We start from the raw sequence: 21147 nt of genomic DNA, 5'->3' as shown, positions 1-21147 counted from the left end.
ACAGGTCATGGTTGCAGGGCGGGTTCGTGACGCATCAGGCCATGACCGAAGCGATAAGCGGCCGTCTGGTAGTACGCGACCGCTTCGTCGACGAGTTCCGGTTTCTCTTCGAGCAGCGGCGTCGCATCGCCGCTGTCGTCGAGTTTTGGAACGAACTGCTGCACGCCCTGCTTCGGTGCGAGGATGGTCAGGGTGTCGCCTTGGAAGAGCCCGGCCTTCTGGTAGTTGCCAAGCAGGACGCGTTCGCGACCCGGTTCCAGCTTGAACAGATCGTAGCCGTAGAAGCTGCTCGTGTAGCTGAAGTTGAGCAGGCCTAGCAGTGTCGGCGGGATGTCGATCTGCGCCATCAGGCGATCCACGCGGGCCGGCTGGATGTGCTTGGGCGAGTAGATGAACAGCGGAATGTGGTAACGGTGCATCGGTAGAGCGCTGCGTCCCCAGCTCGACGAGCAGTGGTCCGCGGTGATGACGAACACGGTGTCGTCGAACCACGGCTTGCCCGCCGCGCGCTTCAGGAAATCGCCAATCGCCCAGTCGGTGTACTTGACCGCGCCCGAACGCCCGGCCTTGCCGGAGGGAAGGTCGATGCGATCGGCCGGATAGGTGAATGGTGGATGGTTCGATGTCGTCATGACATGCGCGAAGAACGGCTTGCCGCTCGCCGCCGCCTTGTCGACTTCCTTCAGGGTAAGGGTGAACAGGTCCTCGTCCGCAACGCCCCAGATGTTGCCGTGATGCACTTCGTTGCGCGGAATCTCGGTGCGGTCGGCAATGCGATAGCCGTTGTGTCCGAAGAAATAGTTCATGTTGTCGAAGTAGCCGTAGCCACCGTAGACGAACATCGAGTCGTAGCCCTTGCTGCCGAACACCGAGCCAAGTGAAAACAGGTTCTCGTTGTCGGGGCGCTTGACGATCGACTGGCCCGGAGTCGGCGGGACAGACAGCGAAAGCGCTTCGAGTCCGCGCACGGTGCGCGTTCCACTCGCATAGAGATTGGTGAAGAACAGGCTCTTGTCGGCCAATGCGTCGAGATTCGGGGTGATGCCCTTGGTGTTGCCGAACGCGGTCAGGAAATCCGCCGACAGGCTCTCCACGCTGACAAGCACGACGTTGAGATGCTTCTCGGGCCCGGGGTTGACGATCTCGCGGGAGATGTCGTGCACGTCGGTGCCGACGGCGCGCGATTCCGGCGTCTGCAGCAGCTCGCGCATTTTCGAGAACGCTTCGGCTTCGGGCAGCGTCTTGTAGAAACGATCCCAGTCGAGTTCGTTGTTGCGGTAGGCGGAGAAGAACTCGTAGATGCCATTGCCGGCGAGCTCGTTGACGTACGCGTTCTCGCTGCGGTTCTTCTGTTCACTGTCGACCAGCGCGGTGACGCCGACGGTCAGCACCAGCCAAGCGAGCGTGACCAGCGAACGGGTGCGCCCACGCGCTCCCTGCGGGCGCGGCAGCCAGCCGCGGCGCGTGGCGTAGACGATGGCGGCCGCCACGGCAGCGAGCAGCAGCAGCAGTTTTCCGACCGGATAGGACGCGCGGATGTTGCCAATGACCTCGCGCGAGTAGACGAGGTAGTCGACTGCGATGAAGTTGAAGCGGGTCGCGAACTCGTCCCAGAAAAGCCACTCCGCCGCCGCGACGAACATGAGGATGTAGAGCAGTGCGAACGCGAGCAGCGCGAGTACCGCCCGCGACGGTCGCGAGGCGTAGAAGCGGCTCGGCGCGAGCCACAGGAACAGCACGAGGGGCCAAGCGAAGTAGACGAACGCGACGAAATCGTAGGCAAGCCCGACCGCGAACAGGTACACCCAACTGGTGATGTGCGCCGGCACGCCGTCACCGGTCTTGATCAACAGGACCAGGCGCGTGAGGGATTCGATGCTGAAGAAGGTCGCAGCGAGCCATAGCAGCGGCGCATAGCGCTGGCGCAGGGGGGAGGCCGCAGTGGCGTCGGGAATGGGCATGGTCGGCAAATCCTGCGTCGTCAAGCGATTGGTGATGGCCCGCAATCGCTTTCGTCGATGGAGGAGCCGCTGCAAGTATCGTGGGTCGAACCTGTTGCGTGTCTTTCAGCAGCGCGAGATTGGCGGAGAGAGTGGGATTCGAACCCACGGTGGTATCGCTACCACGCCGGTTTTCAAGACCGGTGCCTTAAACCGCTCGGCCATCTCTCCGTACATCGAACCGTTGTGTGCATCGCGACCGGCGCCGCCGGTATTACTCAGGGCATCCTGCCCTTCGCCCTTCGGGCCAGCGGCTTGCGCCGCTGTTGGCTCCGGCATCCTGCCTCCGCGCTCAAGACCGGTGCCTTGGACCGCTCGGCCATCTCTCCGTACATCGAACTGTTGTGGGCATTGCGACCGGCGCCGCCGGTATTCGCGACCAGTGCCGTCGGTTTGACTATCCAGCGCAACACTCTTGCTCGCCCTTTCCCCCGTACGCGGGGAAGACGCCAGTTTTCCTGAAGCGCCCCGATATATCGCGTCACTGTATTTGATTCGCTGCTGTAGTCGCAGTGAACCGTCCCGGTTCGCACTAGAACCGCGTCCATTATATGCGGGACGAAGCATCGTGAACTGCGCTATTGTCGGAGCCACCTTGTGGGGACGAGGAGGGGACGGAATGATTCGTGTGGTCCTGATTGACGATCACGAACTCGTGCGGACCGGGTTTCGCATGATCCTTGCGCAGCAGACGGGCATCGAAATCGCGGGTGAAGCCGCCGATGGCGAAACCGGATTGGCGATGATCCGCAGCGAATCGCCCGACGTCGCCATCGTCGACGTGCACATGCCTCGCCTCAGCGGCATCGAGCTCACCGATCGCGTGCGCAAGCACAAGCTCGCCACGCGCATCGTGATCCTGACGGTTGTCAGCGAAGCGCCGTTTCCGCGCCGGTTGATCGAAGCCGGCGCGTCCGGCTACCTGACCAAGGGTTGCGCGGCGGACGAGCTAGTGCGTGCGGTTCGCCAGGTCGCTGACGGCAAGCGCTACCTTTCCCCGGATATCGCCGAACTGCTGGCGCTGGGCGCGCTGGACGGACGCACGGAGTCGCCGTTCGAGACGTTGTCGGCACGCGAACTGGATGTCGCGATCATGCTCGCGCGCGGACAGGACATGCAGGGGATCGCGAGCAAGCTCAAGCTCAGCGCGAAAACCGTCGCAACCTACAAGTACCGGTTGTTCGAAAAACTCGGCGTCGAGAATCCGGTCGAACTTGCGCATCTGGCGCATTCGCACGGGTTGGTCGACGACCGCACCCGCTCGCTTGGCGGCTGACGCGCTTTCGCGCCAGCCGCCGTTCGACTTCAGTCCGGCTTTGCCTCGTCGTCCGCGGATGGCGCGGGTTTCGGCGCAGACGGTGTGGACTCGGTCGGCCGCGTCTCCGTCACCGGCGGACGCGACAGCGGAAGATCAAGCGTCTGGCCGCGATCCGGCATCGCTGGCTCCGCTGCGGAGACTTCGCGCGTCGGTGTCGGCGGCGACGGTGGCTGGACGGATGACGCAACAGGCACTGGAGGCGGGGCCGGTTTCGCAATCGGCTGCTGCGACGCGGGCGCCGTCGGCGACTCGACTTTCGGCGCTGCCACCGGCGTGGGGGTCTGCGGGGCGTGCAGCATTGCGCCAATTGCCGCGGCGACTTCGCGCGGCAGTGCCCGTTCGGAGAATGGGCTGACCGGCGGCGCAGTCGCAACCGAACGCGGCGGCGTCAACGGCGTGGCCGCTGCTGGCGGGCTGCTCGCGGCCGGCGCTTGCACGCGCGGCGGGACCGGTACAGGTTCCGAAGCGGAAACAGCGGGCGCGGCTTGCGCCGGCGTGCGTTCCGGCGCAGCGGCCGCCGTCGCGCGATCTTGTGCCGCAGGCGGGACTGCGATCGGTGTCGGCGAGGTCGGCGGAATCGGTGCAACGAGCGGGGCTTCGGTTCGCATCGGCGCAGGCGTCGGTGTCGGCCTGGGTTCGATCACCGCCGTTGCAACGACCGGCGTGGCCACCGTTTCGGCGCGCGCAGGCTCCGCGCGCGGCGTCGGCGCGGGGGCCGGCCGCGGTGCCGGCTTCGGCGATGCGGTGGGTGTTTCGTTGCGCGACTCCTCGCCGCCTTCCTCGTCATCGAAGTCGTGGTCCGTGGCGCCCTGCGCATCGGGCGTGCCCGTGCCTTCCGCGCCACCGTCCTTGCGACGGCGACGTCCACCACGGCGACCGCGCCGACGCGAGCGCAGTTCATCGCGCGGCGTATCGGAATCCGCCTTGCTGGCTTCCGGCGTGGTGCCAGCCGACGCGGCCACATCCTGCGTGGCGGCGATCAGGGCCGGTTGGATCGTTTCGTCGACGATAGGCTTGGCGACCGGTGTGCTCGCCGGCGGACGCGGTTCCGTAGCCGGGCGTGCGTCGGATGCCTGACGCGGCGCTTGTGGTTTGGCATCGCCAACGGCGGGCTGCTCGCCGCTGCGATTCCTTTCATCGCGACGATTGCCACGACCTTGCTGTTGCTGTTGTTGTTTCTGGTTCTGCCCACCGCGCTGTTCGCCGCCGCCTGAGCGGCCGTCGCGCCGCGTGTCACGCTGGCTATCGCGTTGATTGTCGCGCTGACCATCGCGTTGCGAAGGAGCGTTGCCCGTACGCTGTTGCTGCTGCGGTCGATTCTGCTGCGTCGAGCCGTTCGGGCGCTGTTGCCCCGGACGCGCAGGCTGCGAGCGCGCAGGCGCTGCGGCACGAGGCGCGGGTGCGGCTGGCGCGGGCGTGTTCGAACCACGGAACCAGCCGACGAAACGCGCGATGAGTCCACCGCTGGCCGGTGCCGCTACCGGTGCCGCCGTCGTTGCAGGCAACTGGATCGTAGCGGCCGGCTCGGGGCGCTCCGGGGCCGGAACCGCACGCACGACACCCGCGACGGCCGGTTGCTCCGGCTCCTCGCTGGGACGCAGCATCTGCGGCAACGGCGTCGGCGCGATCGGCGTCGTGCGCTGGTAGCTCGGACGCGACTCTTCACCGATGTCGGCGGCACGCAGGCGCTGGATTTCCAGATGCGGCGTTTCCAGCTTGTCGTCGGCCACGACGATCACGTTGACGTCGTGACGCGCCTCGATCTCGGTGAGCTGTTTGCGTTTCTCGTTGAGCAGGAAGTTCGCCACGCTCGGCGGCGCCTGCACCAGCACCTGGCCGGTGCTGTCCTTCATCGCGTGTTCCTCTACCAGGCGCAGCGCCGACAGCGACAGCGATTCGACGCCGCGGATGCGGCCATGGCCTTCGCAACGCGGGCAGACGATCTGGGTCGCTTCGCCGAGGCTCGGGCGCAGGCGCTGGCGCGACATCTCGAGCAGGCCGAAGCGAGAGATGCGGCCGATCTGCACGCGCGCGCGGTCGAGCTTGAGCGCGTCCTTGAGTTTCTCTTCGACGTCGCGCTGGTGGCGCGGCGAATCCATGTCGATGAAGTCGATAACGATCAGGCCGCCGGCATCGCGGATGCGCAATTGGCGCGCAATCTCGACCGCGGCTTCGCAGTTCGTGTTGAACGCGGTTTCCTCGATGTCGCTGCCCTTGGTCGCCTTCGACGAGTTGATGTCGATCGCGGTCAGCGCTTCCGTCTGGTCGATCACGATCGATCCGCCGGAGGGCAGGCGCACCGTGCGCTCGAATGCGTTCTCGATCTGCGTCTCGATCTGGAAGCGCGAGAACAGCGGCGTGGTGTCCTGATAGAGCTTCAGCTTGCGCAGGTTGTTGGGCATGACCTGCTGCACGAACTCGCGCGCGTCCTGGTACAGCTCCTCGTGGTCGATGAGGATCTCCCCGATGTCGTTGCGCAGGTAGTCACGCAGCGCGCGGATGATGAGCTTGGATTCCTGGTAGATCAGGAACGGTGCCGCGCGCGATTGCGCCGCATCGGAGATCGCCTTCCACAGTTGCAGCAGGTAGTCGAGGTCCCACTGCAATTCCTCGGCGTCGCGGCCGAGGCCGGCGGTGCGCACGATCAAGCCCATCTCGTCCGGGACCTGCAGGTGGTCGAGCGCTTCCTTGATGTTGGCGCGATCTTCACCCTCGATCCGGCGCGAGACGCCGCCGGCCTTCGGGTTGTTCGGCATCAGCACCATGTAGCGGCCGGCGAGGCTGATGAACGTGGTCAGCGCCGCGCCCTTGTTGCCGCGCTCTTCCTTCTCGACCTGGACGACGATCTCCTGGCCTTCCTTGAGCAGCTCGCGGATCGTCGCCTTGTTCGGGTTCGCCCCGGGCGTGAAGTAGTCGCTGGAGATTTCCTTCAACGGCAGGAAGCCGTGGCGGTCGGCGCCGTAGTCGACGAAGCAGGCTTCGAGGGACGGCTCCACACGCGTGATGCGTGCCTTGTAGATGTTCGCCTTCTTCTGTTCCTTGGACGGGATCTCGATGTCGAGGTCGTAAAGGTTCTGTCCGTCCACGATCGCCACGCGCAACTCTTCCCGCTGAGTCGCGTTGATCAACATGCGCTTCATTGTCGTATTTCCTTTCTCGGCGCTCGACTGTCGTCGGCGCTGCGCGTTGTTGCGCTGCGCGATGCCCGTGTTTCGCGGGCCGACGGCGGCAGGTGCGCCTCCATAGTTTCCGACCAGCGCTTCCGCGCGCCGGCAATAGGGTTGCTGCGCATCCGCGAATCCACGCCATCATTCCGACGGCGAGCAATCCGCGACCCGAGCCATTACGATGGGCTCCCGCTCCTGCGCAGCGCTCCGATGGAGTGATCGAATGCGCAAGGCGCGAAAGGACGCGATGGACGGGGGCGTCATAGCTGTCCCGGACTCCCGCGGATGGGGCCCGGCACGGCGCGACACGCCCATTCAGCATAGCAGTTTCCGGAAGATTTTTTCAATGAAGACACAGACTTCGGCGACAAATCGCGACGCCGACTCGACTCCGCGGGTGCAACTCGTGGACGTCCCGGAAGATCGTGCCGGGCAGCGGCTCGACAATTTCCTGTCCGGCCGCCTCAAAGGCGTGCCCAAGAGCCTGATTTACCGGATATGTCGCACCGGGGAAGTGCGCGTTAACGGGGGTCGGGTCAAGCCCGACTATCGGCTGAACGCGGGCGACAAGGTGCGGGTTCCGCCGGTGCGGGTGGCCGAACGCGGGCCAGCCGAGGCGCCTTCGGACAACCAGGTCGGCCGGGTCGAGGCATCAATCATCCACGAGGACCGCGAATTCCTCGTCATCGACAAGCCGGCCGGCGTCGCCAGCCATGGAGGCAGCGGGGTCAGCTTTGGTGCCATCGAGCTGATGCGCGCGGCCCGCCCGCGCGACACGCTGGAACTGGCGCACCGACTCGACCGCGATACCAGCGGTGTGCTGGTGTTGACGCGCAAGCGTTCGGCACTGACTGCGTTGCAGGCGGCGATCCGCGAGGGACGCGTCGAGAAGCGCTACATGGCCCTGATCGAGGGTAATTTGCCGAAAGCGCGCCTGATGGTCGACGCCCCGTTGCGCAAGTCGGTCCTGCAGGGCGGCGAGCGCATGGTGCGCGTGGATCCGGAAGGCAAGGAATCACGCTCGCATTTCAGCGAGGTCGAACGCTATGCCGGCGCGAGTCTGGTCGAGGTCGCGCTCGAAACCGGTCGCACGCACCAGATCCGCGTGCACGCGCAACACCTTGGCCATCCGCTCGCCGGCGACGAAAAGTACGGCGACCGCGCATTCAACAAGGCGATGCGCGAGCATGGTCTCAAGCGCCTGTTCCTGCACGCTGCGCGCTTCGAGTTCGAGATCGGCGAGCGCAGCTACAGCTTCAGCGCGCCGCTCCCGCCGGAACTCGCGGCGGTCATCGATACGCTGCAGCAGCGGCGCACGTCGACGCCTCGCTGAACAGTCTCGGCGGCGCCACCCGATTCAGCCGGCCGACGATGCGGGTGCGTGGCGCGGCCAACGCCATTTGAGATTGACGCCCAGCGTGCCGAGTACGATCAGTGCGACACCGGCACACTGCACCCCCTGCAGCGTGCGCCCGTACAGCACGAAATCGAGCAGCAGGGTGACGACGGGATAGATGAACGCCATCACCGCGATCGTCGTCACGGGCAAGCGCGGGTACGACGAGTAGAACAGTACATAGCAGATGCCGCTGTGGATCAGCCCCAGCCCGGCGAGCCAGGCCCAGTGCGGTCCCGCGTGCGCGACCGCCGTGAAATCCGCGAACGGGGCCAGCATCACGATACCGGTGAGGCACTGGATCAGCACGACCACGAACGGCCGCTCGCGACTGATCCGCCGCGACAGCAACAGGGAGGCGCCACACAGCATCGCGGCGATGAAAGTCAATGCGATGCCGAGCAGATAGCTCGCACTCGCGCCGTCGAGCAACTTCAGCGGATCGGCCGACAGGCCGACGCCGACGAACGCGAACGCGGTCCACGCGAGGTCGGCCGGATGCGTGCGCTCGCCGAAGAACAGCGCCGCGAGGATCAGCATCGCGAACGGGAAGAAGTGGTAGATGATCGTCGCGACGCCGATCGACGAGCGCGCCATTCCCGCGAACAGCGCGACCCAGTTGAGCACGAGCAGTACGCCGCTGAAGATCGCGGCACGGATCAGTGCGCGATCCTGCAGCAGTCCACGCAGGTGGCCGCGCGCACCGCCCCACGCGAGCAGGAACAGGCTTCCGAACACGCAGCGAAAGAACACGCTCGTCATCGGGTCCTGTCCGCTCTCGTGCACGAACACGCCGACCGAACCGATCAGCAGTTCGGCGACGAGCAGTTGCAGCAGCGGGGTGCGAAGTTCGCGCGCCGGCGTGGGGGACATGAGCGGTGCTCTCGGGGAGTGGAGGCACAGGCTAGGCGTGCGCCCGCAACCAGTACAGGATCAGTTATGATCGAAATGGACAGGTACAGATTCGATGGCGTCGATTCCTCTCTACGAAAACCTCGCGACACGACTGCGCGGCCAGATCCGGCGCGGCGTCCTGCGGCCTGGCGAGCGCATGCCTTCGCTGCGCGGGCTCGGCAGGCAGGAGCGCGTCAGTGTGGCAACCGCGGTAGAGGCGTACCTGCAACTCGAACGCGAAGGGTTGGTCGAGGCGCGCGAGCGATCGGGCTACTACGTGCGCGCGCCGACGGCGCCGGTTCCCGCGACGCGCGCGATCCGCCTGCAATCGCGCGTGCCGCAGACGCTGCGCAATCCGGCCTTGCTCGGCGTGCTGGACGTCCTCCTGCGCGAGGATCTGCTGCCGCTGCATGTGGCGACACCCGCGCTCGAACTGCTGCCGAGCGCGGCGATCGCGAGTGCGACGATCCGCGCGATGCGGCGCGCGCCGCAGTCGGCGCTCGACTATGGCACGCCCCAGGGAAGCCGCGAGTTGCGCGTGCAGATCGCCAAGCGTTACCTGCGCGCCGGCGTCGACATCGATCCGGACGAAGTCGTGATCACCGCGGGCGCGATGGAAGCGATCAGCCTCGCCTTGCGCAGCGTTACCCGCAGCGGCGATGTGGTGCTGCTCGAGACGCCGACCTACTACGGCCTGCTGCAGGCCGTCGCAGCGCTGGGCCTGCGCGTGATAGAGGTACCCAACCACGCCGGCAGCGGCATCGATGTCGCGTGCCTGCGGACCTTGCTCGCGCGCCATGCCGTGCGCGCCGCGGTGCTCGTTCCGAACTTCAACAACCCGGTCGGCAGTTGCAGCAACGACGCGGACAAGCGCGCGATCGTCGCTGCCTGCGCCGCGCATGGCGTGGTGTTGATCGAGGACGATCTCTACGGCGAACTCGCGTATTCGGGCGAGCGTCCGGCGCCGCTGCGTCGCTTCGATGCGGGTGGCAGCGTGATCACCTGCGGCTCGTTCTCGAAGACGCTCGCCCCGGGCTTGCGCATCGGCTGGGCACTCGGCGCGCAACGTACCCCGGATATCGTGCGGGCGAAGTGTTTTTCGACAATCGCGACCGCGATGCTGCCGCAACTCGCGATCGCGGACTATCTCGCGCGGCACGACTTCGATCGCGCACTGCGCCGGCTGAGGCGCGAACTCGCGACGAACGCGCAGCGCTGGCGTGCGGCGATCCTGCACCATTTTCCGGATGGCACGCGCGTGTCGGATCCGGCTGGTGGAATGACGTTGTGGCTCGAGCTTGCGGACGGAATCGAGGGGCAGGCGTTGTTTGAAGCGGCGCTCGCGCGCGGCATCGGCAGTTTGCCCGGCCATTTGTTCTCCACGCGAGGCGATTGTCGCAACCACCTGCGTCTTGGCTGCGGCCTGCGTTGGAGCGCGGATATCGATGCAGGCCTGCGTGAACTCGGCCGTCTGGCCACGAAATTGCGAGGTTCATGATGATCGAACTGGTCGGCTTCGACGGGGACGACACGCTCTGGCACAGCGAGGGCTACTTCCAGCATGCCGGTGCCGAATTCGAGCGCATCGTCGGCCGCTACGTAGACGTCGCTGATGCGCCGGTACGAACGCGCCTGCACGCGGTAGAACGGCGCAACCTCGCGTTGTTCGGTTACGGCGCGAAGGGCATGACCCTGTCGATGATCGAAGCCGCGATCGAGTTGACCGACGCGAAGGTATCGACGCCGGACATCCATCGCATCGTCGGGCTCGGTCGTGCGATCCTCGATCACCCGGTGGAATTGCTGCCGGGAATCCGTGCCGCGGTGGAAGAAGTCGCCCGAACGCATCGGATCGTGCTGATCACCAAGGGCGACCTGTTTCACCAGGAACGCAAGGTCGCGCAGAGCGGCTTGGCCGACCTGTTCCAGCGCATCGAGATCGTGTCGGAGAAGAATCCACGCAGCTATGCGCGGGTGCTGGCGGAGTTCGCGCTCGACGCATCGGCGTTTGCAATGATCGGCAATTCGCTGCGTTCCGACATCGAGCCGGTGGTCGAGCTCGGCGGCTGGGGCATCCACATGCCGTACCACGTGACCTGGGAGCACGAAATGGAGCATGGCGTGGACAGCGGTCACCCGCGCGTGCTGACGATCGACTCGCCCGACGGGATCCGCCCGGCCGTCGCGCGCTGCGGTTGAAGTCACGCCACGCGCAGGTCCTCGACTTTCGCCGCGCAGATGAGGTCGTTGAGCGACAATCCGCCGACATCGTGCGTCGAGTAACGCACCACGCAGCGGTTGTAGTGGACTTCGAGATCGGGATGGTGATCCTCGCGATGTGCGATCGAGGCGACGGCGTTGACGAACGCCATCGTGTGGAAATAGTCCGCGAAGCGGAATTCCCTGCGGATCTCGTCCCGCTGTGCACCCGTTTGCCAGTCCTTGAGCACGGCCATGCCGGCGTCGATTTCGGCCGCGCCCAACGCAGCTTCCTTGCCCTTGCGCGGCACGCAATGCTGGTTGCGAAGGAGTTCGAGCGACATGACGGGCATGGGTATCAACCGGGGCGGGGAGCAGGTGTCGATTATGGCGGATGACAGTGCGGCAATTCAGGACTAAACTGGTGCTGTATTAGCTGCGCTCATCCGTGACCGCGAGAGCAAAGCAGAAGCGGCCATCCTTGGCCGCACTCTTCAACAAGAGCGTTTTCGACCAGAGCACGATTCAACAAGAGCGCGAGTATCACCACCATGATTTCGTTGTCGGCGTCGGCGCAGGAACATTTTCGCAAACTCATCGAGCAGCAGGCGCTGCCGGGGCTCGGCATTCGCGTCGTCGCCGTGAATGCCGGGACGCCGAAGGGCGATTGCCAGCTCGAATTCAGCGAGCCGTCCGATCGTGATGGTAGTGAATGGGAAGTCGAGTGCGACGGCTTTTCGCTGTACGTCGACGCGCACAGCGTGCCGTTTCTGGATGGAGCGACGGTCGACTACGCGCGTTCCGCAACAGGTGGCGAGCTGACCATCCGTGCGCCGGCGTTGCGCGGCAGCGCTCCCGGTGCGGATGCGAGCGTGGTCGAGCGCGTGCGCCATGTGATCGAGTCCGAGATCAATCCGCAGCTCGCCTCGCACGGCGGGCGCGTGAGCCTGCGCGAGATCACCGCCGACGGCGTGGTCGTCTTGCAGTTCGGCGGTGGTTGCCACGGCTGCGGCATGGTCGACAAGACCCTGCGCGGCGGGGTCGAGCAGACGCTGAAGACGCGCGTGCCGGAAGTGACCGGCGTGGCGGATGCGACCGACCACGACAGCGGCAGCACTCCGTACTACCGCCGCCAGGCATAGCGTTGGTTTGCATCAGCGACGGAACCGCCTCGCACACGACAACCTCACGCTGCAGCAGCGGCTGCAGCCGCGTCGCTGCAAGCCCTCCCTTCAGGGGGAGGGTCGGGTGGGGTGGGGATGGTGTTGACGCGTGCCGCCCGAGCGCATCGCGGCTGTAGCCGCTGCTGCGACAGCAAGCCGAAACAATTGCTCAGTCGCCCTGCACCTTGTTGTGCAGATCGGTCAACTTGCTGCCCGGCAGGCTGGCAAAATACGCGGAGAGATTGGCGATGTCCTCGTCCGACAGCGGCGCGGCGAAGCCCGCCATGATCGGGTTCTTGCGCTCGCCCTTCTTGTATTCGTGCAACGCGCGTTCGAGGTAGTCGTGGTACTGGCCGGCAAGACGCGGGTACTGCGGGTCGGCGGCATTGCCGTCGGCGCCGTGACAGGCCTGGCACGGCACGGCCTTCGCCTTGCCGGCTTCGATGTCGCCCTTGGCGAAGGCAGGCGTCGCGCCTACGGCGAGCGCAGTGATCAACAGCGATGCAAAAAAACGATTCATCTCGTGACTGTCCTGGTCGAGGTGGCTCAGGGCGTGAGGCCGGAAAGGTAGGTGGCGATGTCACGGATGTCCTGCTCGGACAAGCTCTCGCCCTGCGCACGCATGGTCGGATGCAGGCGCTCGCCGGTCTTGTACGCCGTCAGCGCGGTGACCAGATAGTCGTGGTTCTGCCCGCCGATCTTCGGCACGTGGTAGTTCGGGTAGGGGTTCTTCCAGCCGGGAATGCCGTGGCACCCCGCGCAGGTGTAAACCTTGGTCTTGCCTGCTGCGGCATCGCCTTTTTCGGCGGCGGCGCAGGGCAGGGCGGCAATCAGCAGTGCAATCGCAAGCAGGGGCGCTCGGGTCATTTTCCGTTCCGGGGCACTAGGGTTGAACTTCTCGGGCGTCAAGCTTGCGGAGTATAGCGGCGGGCGCGTCACCGAGGCCACCCGCTACATCGCGAGGCACCGTGAACCATTCCGGTGTCGTACGGGTCGCAACGTTTTTCCCGCATCGCGCATCAAGAACCTGACACGCACACATGACTACCGGCTCACGACAGCAGGGACGTGCGCGGGCACGATACGCATGCCTCCCGAATGCGCTGTTGCGCGCTTCACCCGGCCCATGCCGCCGCCCGAACCTGATCCCTGACGTTCGGACTATTGCACAGCAATAGTGATGTAGTTTAGTATAACACCTATATTGCTACCCCCGAGGCGACCTCCGATGCGCTCCAAGCCCCGCAATTCCCGCGTTTCCCCGAGTTTCGCCGCCGTTCGCACCGGTTTGCTCGCCCTCTCGCTGGCAGTCCTTGCGGCTTGTGGCGGAGGTGGCAAGGGCAAGGATGAAACCACCGCTCAGGCATCGGTCCCGGTCGAGGTCGCGACCGCCTCGCACCAGTCGATCACCGCAAACTATTCCGGTACCGCCACGCTGGAGGCGGTCGGCGATGCGCAGGTCGTCTCCAAGACCAGCGGCATCGTGTTGCAACTGCTGGTGGAGGAGGGCATGCATGTGCAGAAGGGCCAGCTGCTCGCGCGGCTCGACGATGACACCGCGCGCAACAAGCTCGCCCAGGCTTCGGCAACGTTGAAGAAGGCACAGGCCTCCTACGACAAGGCCGACAAGGGCTTCGCGCTGAAGATCACGCCGAAGGCCGACTACGACAGCACCAAGTACGACCTCGAGGCGCAGCGCGCGATCGTCGAGGGTGCACAGCTGGATCTTTCCTACACGCGCATCGTTGCGCCGATCGCCGGCGTGATCGCCAAGCGCTCGATCAAGCTTGGCAACCTCGTGCAGGTGAACCAGTCGCTGTTCCAGATCGTCGACCTCGATCCGCTGCAGGCGGTGCTCAACGTGCCGGAGCGCGATCTCGACACGCTCAAGGCCGGCCAGCCCGTGCGCATGAACGTCGATGCACTGAGCGGCAAGGCGTTCGATGGTTCGATCGCGCGCATCGCGCCGGTCGTCGACGCCGCCAGCGGCACGTTCCGCGTGACGTGCGAGTTTCGCGACAGCACGCAAACCCTCAAGCCGGGCATGTTCGGACGGATTGAAGTCGCCTACGACCAGCGTCACGACGCGCTCGTCGTGCCGCGCAATGCGATCGTCGAGGAAGACGGCGAGAACTCGGTCTACGTGATCGAGCCCGCGCCGGCGAAGCCCGCCAAGGACGACAAGGACAAGGCGGACGACAAGAACAAGGGCAAGAAGGGCGAAGCGATCGCGGCCGAAACGGCCAAGCCGGCATTGCCGGGCTTCGTCGCCAAGCGGCGCGTGGTCAAGACCGGTTACGCCGAGGGCGATCGCATCGAGATCCGCGACGGACTCGCCGACGGCGAGCGCGTGATCACGATCGGCCGCAATGCTGTGCGCGAGGGCACCGAAGTACAGGTGCTCGAAAGCGCGACCAAGAGTCCGGATGCAATGGCCGCGGTAGGAGCCACGGAGAAGCACGCGTGAACCTGCCCGAGCTGGCCACCCGCCGGCGCGTCACGATCGGCATGATGACGGTGACCCTGGTGCTGTTCGGGGTCATCGGGCTCACCAGCCTCAAGGTCAACCTGCTGCCGGACCTGTCGTACCCGACGCTGACCGTGCGCACCGACTACGAAGGCGCGGCACCACTCGAGATCGAGAACCTGATCAGCCAGCCGATCGAGGAAGCGATCGGCGTGGTCAAGAACGTGCGCAAGGTGCATTCGGTGTCGCGCACCAGCCAGTCCGACGTCGTGCTCGAGTTCACCTGGGGCACCGACATGGACATGGCCAGCCTCGAAGTGCGCGACAAGCTCGACACGATCCAGTTGCCGCTCGAAGCGAAGAAGCCACTGCTGCTGCGCTTCAATCCGTCGACCGATCCGATCATCCGGCTTGGCCTGACCGCCACCGGCGAGACCAGCGAGGCGCGCCTGAAGCAACTGCGTCGATTCGCCGACGACGATCTCAAGAAGCATCTCGAACCGGTACCCGGCGTCGCCGCGGTCAAGGTTGGTGGTGGCCTGGAGGACCAGATCGAGGTGTCGATCGACCAGCAGAAGCTGGCGCGCCTCGGCATCGACATCAACGACGTCAATACGCGGCTTAAGGCCGAGAACGTAAACGCGTCGGGCGGCCGCATCGACGAGGGCAGCCAGCGTTTCCTCGTGCGCACGATCAACCAGTTCAAGACCCTCGACGAAATGCGCGAGATGCTGGTCAAGATCGACGGCAACGTGCCGATCCGCCTGAAGGACATCGCGGATGTTCGCCAGGGATACAAGGAGCGCGAAGGGATCGTGCGCATCGACGGCCACGAGGCGATCGAGCTGGCGATCTACAAGGAAGGCGACGCGAACACCGTCAGCGTCGCGAAAGCGGTCAAGGCGCAGATCGACAAGCTGAAGGAATCGCTGCCGACCGGGACTTCGCTCGGCATGATCGAGGACCAGTCGGTGTTCATCGAAGGCGCTCTCAGCGACGTCAAGAAAGACGCCTTGATCGGCGGCGTGCTGGCGATCCTGATCATCTTCTTTTTCCTTGGCGACGCCTGGAGCACGTTCATCATCTCGCTGTCGTTGCCGGTCTCGCTGATCGCGACGTTCTTCTTCATGGACCAGTTGCACCTTTCCTTGAACGTGATGTCGCTCGGTGGCCTTGCGCTCGCGACCGGCATGGTCGTCGACGATTCGATCGTCGTGCTCGAGAACATTGCGCGCTTGCGCGAGAAGGGCGTATCGATACTCGAAGCGGCGGTGCGCGGCACCGCCGAGGTCGGAATGGCGGTGACCGCATCGACCTTGACCACTGTCGCGGTGTTTTTTCCGCTGGTGTTCGTGGAGGGTGTTGCCGGCCAGTTGTTCCGCGACCAGGCACTGACGATCACGTTCGCGATGCTGATCTCGCTGGTCGTCGCGATGACCCTGATCCCGATGCTTGCCTCGCTCAAGGGTCGTTCGCCGCTTGCGTACAAGGACGAGCCGTCACGCGAACGCGCGGCGTTGCCGAGCAACCGTGCCGGACGTGGACTGGTGAGGGCAGGGCGTGGTGTTGCCGATTTCGTGTTCCAGACGGCGCCACGAGCGGTTGGTGTCGTCCTCGTGGGCGGTTCGCGCGGTGGCGGCAGCGGCACGGGTCGTGTCCTGCGGCTGATCGGCCGTGTCGTCACCTGGCCGTACGAACGTGCCGCCGCGTTCTACCATCGCTCGCTGCCGAGTGCACTTGCACATCCGTGGCGAGTGCTCGGATTTGCGGCAGCGGCATTCCTCGCGACGCTCACGCTGGTGCCGTCGCTGGGCCTGGACCTGATCCCGCAACTGGCACAGGGCCGCTTCGACATGACCGTGACGTTGCCTCCCGGAACACCGCTTGTGGAGACCGACAAGGTCGTCAACGAAATCGCTTCCAAGCATGCGAAGGATCCCGGTGTGGAGTCGATCTACGGCGTCGCCGGCACCGGTACGCGCCTGGACGCGAATCCGACCGAGTCGGGCGAGAACATCGCGCGCCTGTCGATCGCGCTCAAGAATGGCGGCAGCAAGGCGATCGAGGCGGCCGAGATCGACCGCCTGCGGGTTGGCATGCAACGCGCCGATGCGAGCGTGAAGTTTTCACGCCCGGCATTGTTCAGCTTCTCCGCGCCACTCGAAGTGGAGATCCGCGGCTACGACCTCGACGCGCTCGCGAAGGGTGGCCAGCGCCTCGCAGAACTGATGAAGGCGTCGCCGCGCTTCGCCGACGTGAAGTCGACGGTCGAAGGCGGCTATCCGGAAATCCAGGTCCGCTTCGACCAGGATCGTGCCGCTGCGCTCGGCCTCACCACGCGCGAAATCGCCGACCGCCTCGTACGAAAGGTAAAGGGCGAAGTCGCCACGCGCTACGATTTCCGCGACCGCAAGATCGACGTGCTGGTGCGTGCCCAGGCAGCGGACCGCAACGGCGTCGACGACATCAAGAATCTGGTGGTCGGCTACATCGCAGCGAAGAACGGCTCTGCAACGACGACGGGCGCGGCAGGGAACGCGTCCAATGCCAGCAGCAACACGCTCAGCGACCAGGCGCAGTCGAGCGCCGACACGCCGATCCGCCTGTCCGCGGTCGCCGACGTCCTTGCAACGGAAGGGCCGAGCGAAATCCATCGCGTCAGCCAGGAACGCGTCGCGATCGTCTCGGCGAACCTGCGCGACGGCGATCTCGCCAGTGCGGTCAAGGAAGTCGACAACATCGTTTCCACGCATCCGCTTGCTGCGGGCGTGAAGGTTCGCGTCGGCGGCCAGAGCGAGGAACTCGATTCTTCGGTCAAATCGCTGATTTTCGCGCTCGGTCTCGCGATCTTCCTCGTCTATCTGGTGATGGCGTCGCAGTTCGAGTCGCTGCTGCATCCATTCGTGATCATGTTCTCGATTCCGCTCGCGGCGGTTGGCGCAATCCTCGCGCTCAAGCTGTCCGGTTCGGCGATCTCCGTGGTGGTTTTCATCGGCCTGATCATGCTGGTCGGCATCGTGGTGAAGAACGCAATCGTGCTGATCGACCGCGTGAACCAGTTGCGCGAGGCCGGCGTGCCCAAGCGCGAGGCGCTCGCGCAAGGCGCCGAATCGCGCCTGCGTCCGATCGTGATGACGACCTTGTGCACGCTGATCGGCTTCGCGCCGCTGGCGCTCGGCTGGGGCGAAGGCGCCGAAGTGCGCGCGCCGATGGCGCTGACCGTGATCGGCGGCCTCGCGGTGTCGACGCTGTTGACCCTGGTCGTGATCCCGGTCGTGTATGACCTGCTCGATCGCCGCGGCGATCAGTGGTACGTCGCGCGTGGTGAGCGTCATCGGGCCAAGGCCGAGCACGTGGGTGCCGACGAAGAGCTGCCGATCGAAGGGGCAGGTGCCGGAGGACAGCACGCATGACGCTTGCCGAGCTCAGCCTCAAGCGCCCCGTCACGGCGATCATGTTCTTCGTGACGATGGTGGTGATCGGCCTGATCGCCGCGTTCAGGCTGCCGCTCGAGAAGTTTCCGAGCATCGACGCGCCGTTCCTGTTCGTGCAGATCCCGTATCCGGGTTCGACCCCGGCCGAGATCGAGCGCACGATCACTCGTCCGGTCGAGGAGGCATTGGCGACGCTCCCCGGCGTCAAGCGCATGAACTCGACCTCGGACGCGGAGGCGGCGCAGATCTTCATGGAGTTCAAATGGGGCGAAAGCGTCGCGATCAAGGCGGTGCAGGCGCGCGAGAAGATCGACGCGATCCGCGCCGAGCTGCCGTCGGACGTGCAGCGCTACTTCGTGCAGAAGTTCTCCACGTCGGATGAGCCGGTGTTGCAGCTGCGCATCGCCTCCAACGGCGCCGATCTTTCCAACGCCTACGAATTGATCGAGCGTGAGATCAAGCGTCCGCTCGAACGCATTCCCGGTGTCGCCAACGTGGAGATCTCCGGCATCGGCAAGCCGGAAGTGCAGATCGAGCTGTCCTCCGACCGCCTGACCGCGCACAACATCAATCTGAACGACTTGTACGACAAGCTGTCGAACGCGAATTTCGCGATCTCGGCCGGCCAGGTCGACGGTGCTGCCGGCACGCGCTTCCGCGTGCAACCACAGGGGCAGTGGCGCAGCCTCGACGACATCCGCGCCGTCCCGCTGGACACCAAGGGCCTCAAGCTCGGCGACATTGCTACGGTGACCCTGCGCCCGGCGCGTGTCGACTTCGCGCGTCGCCTCGACGGCAAGCCGGCGATCGGCGTCGACATCCGACGCGAGCGCAACGCGAACCTGGTCGACGTCGGCACCGCGGTGATGACCGAAGTGAAACGGATCCAGACCTCGCCCGAGCTGAAGGGCATGCAGGTCTACGCGATGGAAAGCCAGGCCGAGGCCGTGACCGGCTCGCTGTCGCAGCTCGGCAAGGCCGGACTCGAAGGCACGCTGCTGTCGGTGCTGGTGCTGTTCTTCTTCCTGCGCGACTGGCCATCGACGTTGATGGTGTCGCTGTCGATACCGATCTGCTTCGTGATGACGCTCGGCTGCATGTACTTCTTCGGCATCAGTCTCAACGTGCTGTCGATGATGGGGCTGCTGCTCGCGGTCGGAATGCTGGTCGACAATGCGGTGGTGGTCGTCGAGAGCATCTACCAGTACCGCGAGAAATATCCCGACAAGGCATGGTACTGCGCGGTGCAGGGCACCCAGGTCGTGGGCGTGGCGATTGCCGCGGGTACGTTGTCGAGCGTGGTGGTGTTCCTGCCGAACATCTTCGGCGAGGTGAACAACATCTCGATCTTCCTCGCCCAGGTCGCGATCGCGATGTCGATCGCGCATCTTGCCTCGTGGCTGGTCGCGGTCAGCCTGGTGCCGATGTTCGCGTCGAAGATGCCGCCGCCGAAGTTTCTCGGCCAGGAAAACGTAATTACCCGCATGCGTGACCGCTACGGCCGGGTTGTCGCGTGGACGCTCGCGCATCGGCGCTGGACCATGCTCGCGGTGCTGGGGCTGGTGATCGCGAGTTTCGTGCCGATGACGAACACGAAGATGGACTTCTTCGGCGGCGGCGAGGCGCGCGACATGCGCATGTTCTACGAACTCAACGCGAACTATCGCCTGCAGGATCTCAAGCCCGAGATCATGAAGGTCGAGAAGTACCTCAACGACAACCGCGAAAAGTTCGAGATCACTTCGGTCTACTCGTGGTACTCGGAGCAGGGACAGGCGATGACGCGCCTGATTCTCGCCGATCCGAAGCCCGGCGTGGTCGAGTGGGTCAAGGGCCTGTTCGGTTACGGCAGCAACCGCGCGGCGTCGGCGATCAAGGAAGACATCCGCAAGGGACTGCCAAAGCTCGCGACCGGCAAGGTCGGTTTCGACGGCAACGGTGACGGCGGTCTCGGCGGCGGCGTGGACATCTCGCTGGTCGGTGATTCGATGGACCAGTTGCGCGAACTCGCGCCGAACGTGCTCACCGTGCTGTCGCACCTGCCGAGCCTGCGCGACGTGCGCGCCGAGAAGGGCAATGGCGACCGCGAGGTCGCGACCCAGGTCGACCGTATCCGCGCCAAGCAATACGGCTTCGATGCGCAGACCGTCGCCAACTACATCCAGATCGCCCTGCGCGGCATGCCGCTGAAGGATTTCCATGCGGACGACCGCCAGCTGCCCGTATGGCTGCGCTTCCAGGGCGCCGACACGCAGAGCCTGTCCGGCCTGTCGGACTTCAAGTTGCGCGCGCCCGACGGCACGCAGGTCCCGCTGCTGACGATGCTGCGGACTGACTCGCACGAGACCGCATCGGCGATCCAGCGCGTCGATCGCCTGACTGCATTGAAGATCACGGCGAACCTCGCCGAGAAGCAGACGATGGACGATGCGCGCAAGGAGATCACGAAGGCGATGAACGCGGTCGCGCTGCCGCCGGGCTACCGCTGGAGTTTCGGCCAGGGTTTCGATCGAGAGGACCAGGCCGGTCAGCAGATGCTGTTCAACACCCTGATCGCACTCATCCTCGTCTACATCGTGATGTGCGCGATGTTCGAGTCGATGATCTACCCGCTGGCGATCCTCACCACCTTCGTGTTCTCGATCTTCGGCGTGTTCTGGCTGTTCTGGCTCACCGGCACGACGTTCTCGATCATGGCTGCCATCGGCATCCTGATCCTGATGGGCGTGGTCGTGAACAACGGCATCGTGATGATCGTGCACATCAACCAGTTGCGCCACCACGGCCACCTGCGCACCGAAGCGCTCGTGCTCGGCGCGATGGAACGACTGCGTCCGGTGCTGATGACGATGGCTACCGCAATCCTCGGCATGCTGCCGCTCGCGCTCGGCGGCGCCGAGGCATGGAGCGACGGGCCGCCGTACTTCCCGATGGCGCGCGCGATCGCCGGCGGGCTGACGTTCTCGACCATCGTGACCCTGCTCGCGTTGCCGTGCATCTATTCGCTGCTCGACGATGCGAGCCTCTGGATGCGCAACGTGATCGCCGACGCGCGCAAGGGCGTCATCGTCCGTCCGCGCGAGAGCACCTCGGCGCTGCCGTAGATCGC

14 protein-coding genes and 1 tRNA gene are annotated in these 21147 nt (G+C 65.2%); 8 read left to right on the top strand and 7 right to left on the bottom strand.

Annotated features, from left to right (window positions below; all coding sequences use genetic code 11):
• Nucleotides 1–5: 5 nt before the first annotated feature.
• On the bottom strand, nt 6–1961 hold the full coding sequence (locus ACILRJ_RS06070) for an LTA synthase family protein (protein ID WP_395681394.1): 1956 nt from the start codon (nt 1959–1961) through the stop codon (nt 6–8).
• Between the two features lie 120 nt (nt 1962–2081).
• Nucleotides 2082–2171: transfer RNA gene (locus ACILRJ_RS06065), tRNA-Ser, on the bottom strand.
• Nucleotides 2172–2619: 448 nt separating this feature from the next.
• On the opposite strand from ACILRJ_RS06065, the gene ACILRJ_RS06060 reads away from it, so the two are divergent.
• Nucleotides 2620–3276 (top strand): response regulator, encoded by a 657-nt coding sequence (locus tag ACILRJ_RS06060; protein ID WP_395681392.1) that lies wholly within the window; start codon nt 2620–2622, stop codon nt 3274–3276.
• Between the two features lie 29 nt (nt 3277–3305).
• On the opposite strand, the gene ACILRJ_RS06055 is transcribed toward ACILRJ_RS06060, so the two are convergent.
• A complete protein-coding gene (locus tag ACILRJ_RS06055; RefSeq protein WP_395682058.1) occupies nt 3306–6449 on the bottom strand; it encodes an Rne/Rng family ribonuclease in 3144 nt (1047 codons plus the stop codon).
• 382 nt (nt 6450–6831) lie between these two features.
• Between ACILRJ_RS06055 and ACILRJ_RS06050 the strand changes: the two genes are divergently transcribed.
• On the top strand, nt 6832–7818 hold the full coding sequence (locus ACILRJ_RS06050; protein ID WP_395681390.1) for an RluA family pseudouridine synthase: 987 nt from the start codon (nt 6832–6834) through the stop codon (nt 7816–7818).
• A gap of 24 nt (nt 7819–7842) precedes the next feature.
• Here ACILRJ_RS06050 and ACILRJ_RS06045 read toward each other — a convergent pair whose 3' ends face one another.
• Entirely contained in the window at nt 7843–8754 is a 912-nt protein-coding gene (locus ACILRJ_RS06045) for a DMT family transporter (protein WP_395681388.1), read from the bottom strand.
• A 103-nt stretch (nt 8755–8857) separates the two neighbouring features.
• Between ACILRJ_RS06045 and ACILRJ_RS06040 the strand changes: the two genes are divergently transcribed.
• Nucleotides 8858–10273 carry a PLP-dependent aminotransferase family protein gene (locus ACILRJ_RS06040; protein WP_395682056.1) on the top strand — a complete coding sequence of 472 codons (1416 nt, stop codon included), beginning with the start codon at nt 8858–8860 and terminating at the stop codon, nt 10271–10273.
• Nucleotides 10273–10974, top strand: coding sequence for an HAD family hydrolase (locus ACILRJ_RS06035; RefSeq protein WP_395682054.1), 702 nt, complete (start codon nt 10273–10275; stop codon nt 10972–10974). Before ACILRJ_RS06040 ends, ACILRJ_RS06035 begins: the two co-directional genes overlap by 1 nt.
• Before the next feature lie 2 nt (nt 10975–10976).
• Here the strand turns inward: ACILRJ_RS06035 and ACILRJ_RS06030 are convergent, their stop codons facing one another.
• Nucleotides 10977–11318, bottom strand: coding sequence for a 4a-hydroxytetrahydrobiopterin dehydratase (locus tag ACILRJ_RS06030; protein ID WP_395682052.1), 342 nt, complete (start codon nt 11316–11318; stop codon nt 10977–10979).
• A 207-nt stretch (nt 11319–11525) separates the two neighbouring features.
• On the opposite strand from ACILRJ_RS06030, the gene ACILRJ_RS06025 reads away from it, so the two are divergent.
• The gene (locus ACILRJ_RS06025; RefSeq protein WP_395681386.1) at nt 11526–12116 is read left to right on the top strand and encodes an NfuA family Fe-S biogenesis protein; all 591 of its coding nucleotides are present in this window, start codon (nt 11526–11528) and stop codon (nt 12114–12116) included.
• Nucleotides 12117–12306: 190 nt separating this feature from the next.
• On the opposite strand, the gene ACILRJ_RS06020 is transcribed toward ACILRJ_RS06025, so the two are convergent.
• Nucleotides 12307–12657: a c-type cytochrome gene (locus ACILRJ_RS06020; protein WP_395681384.1), complete on the bottom strand. Its 351-nt coding sequence runs from the start codon at nt 12655–12657 to the stop codon at nt 12307–12309.
• A 26-nt stretch (nt 12658–12683) separates the two neighbouring features.
• Complete coding sequence (locus ACILRJ_RS06015; RefSeq protein ID WP_395681382.1) at nt 12684–13004, bottom strand: c-type cytochrome; 321 nt, start codon at nt 13002–13004, stop codon at nt 12684–12686.
• A gap of 361 nt (nt 13005–13365) precedes the next feature.
• On the opposite strand from ACILRJ_RS06015, the gene ACILRJ_RS06010 reads away from it, so the two are divergent.
• Genes ACILRJ_RS06010 through ACILRJ_RS06000 form a run of 3 tightly spaced genes read left to right on the top strand, consistent with a single transcriptional unit; the run spans nt 13366 to nt 21142 of the window.
• The gene (locus ACILRJ_RS06010; protein ID WP_395681380.1) at nt 13366–14604 is read left to right on the top strand and encodes an efflux RND transporter periplasmic adaptor subunit; all 1239 of its coding nucleotides are present in this window, start codon (nt 13366–13368) and stop codon (nt 14602–14604) included.
• Between the two features lie 41 nt (nt 14605–14645).
• Nucleotides 14646–18017 carry an efflux RND transporter permease subunit gene (locus ACILRJ_RS06005; RefSeq protein WP_395682050.1) on the top strand — a complete coding sequence of 1124 codons (3372 nt, stop codon included), beginning with the start codon at nt 14646–14648 and terminating at the stop codon, nt 18015–18017.
• Nucleotides 18014–21142, top strand: coding sequence for an efflux RND transporter permease subunit (locus tag ACILRJ_RS06000; RefSeq protein WP_395681378.1), 3129 nt, complete (start codon nt 18014–18016; stop codon nt 21140–21142). The genes ACILRJ_RS06005 and ACILRJ_RS06000 overlap by 4 nt, the downstream gene beginning before the upstream one ends.
• The last annotated feature ends 5 nt before the right edge of the window (nt 21143–21147 follow it).

Source organism: Dokdonella sp. (assembly GCF_044227025.1).
In the GTDB taxonomy this organism is placed as follows: domain Bacteria; phylum Pseudomonadota; class Gammaproteobacteria; order Xanthomonadales; family Rhodanobacteraceae; genus Dokdonella_A.
The sequence above is the reverse complement of the archived record's forward strand: the minus strand, read 5'-3'. Positions and strand labels throughout refer to the sequence as shown.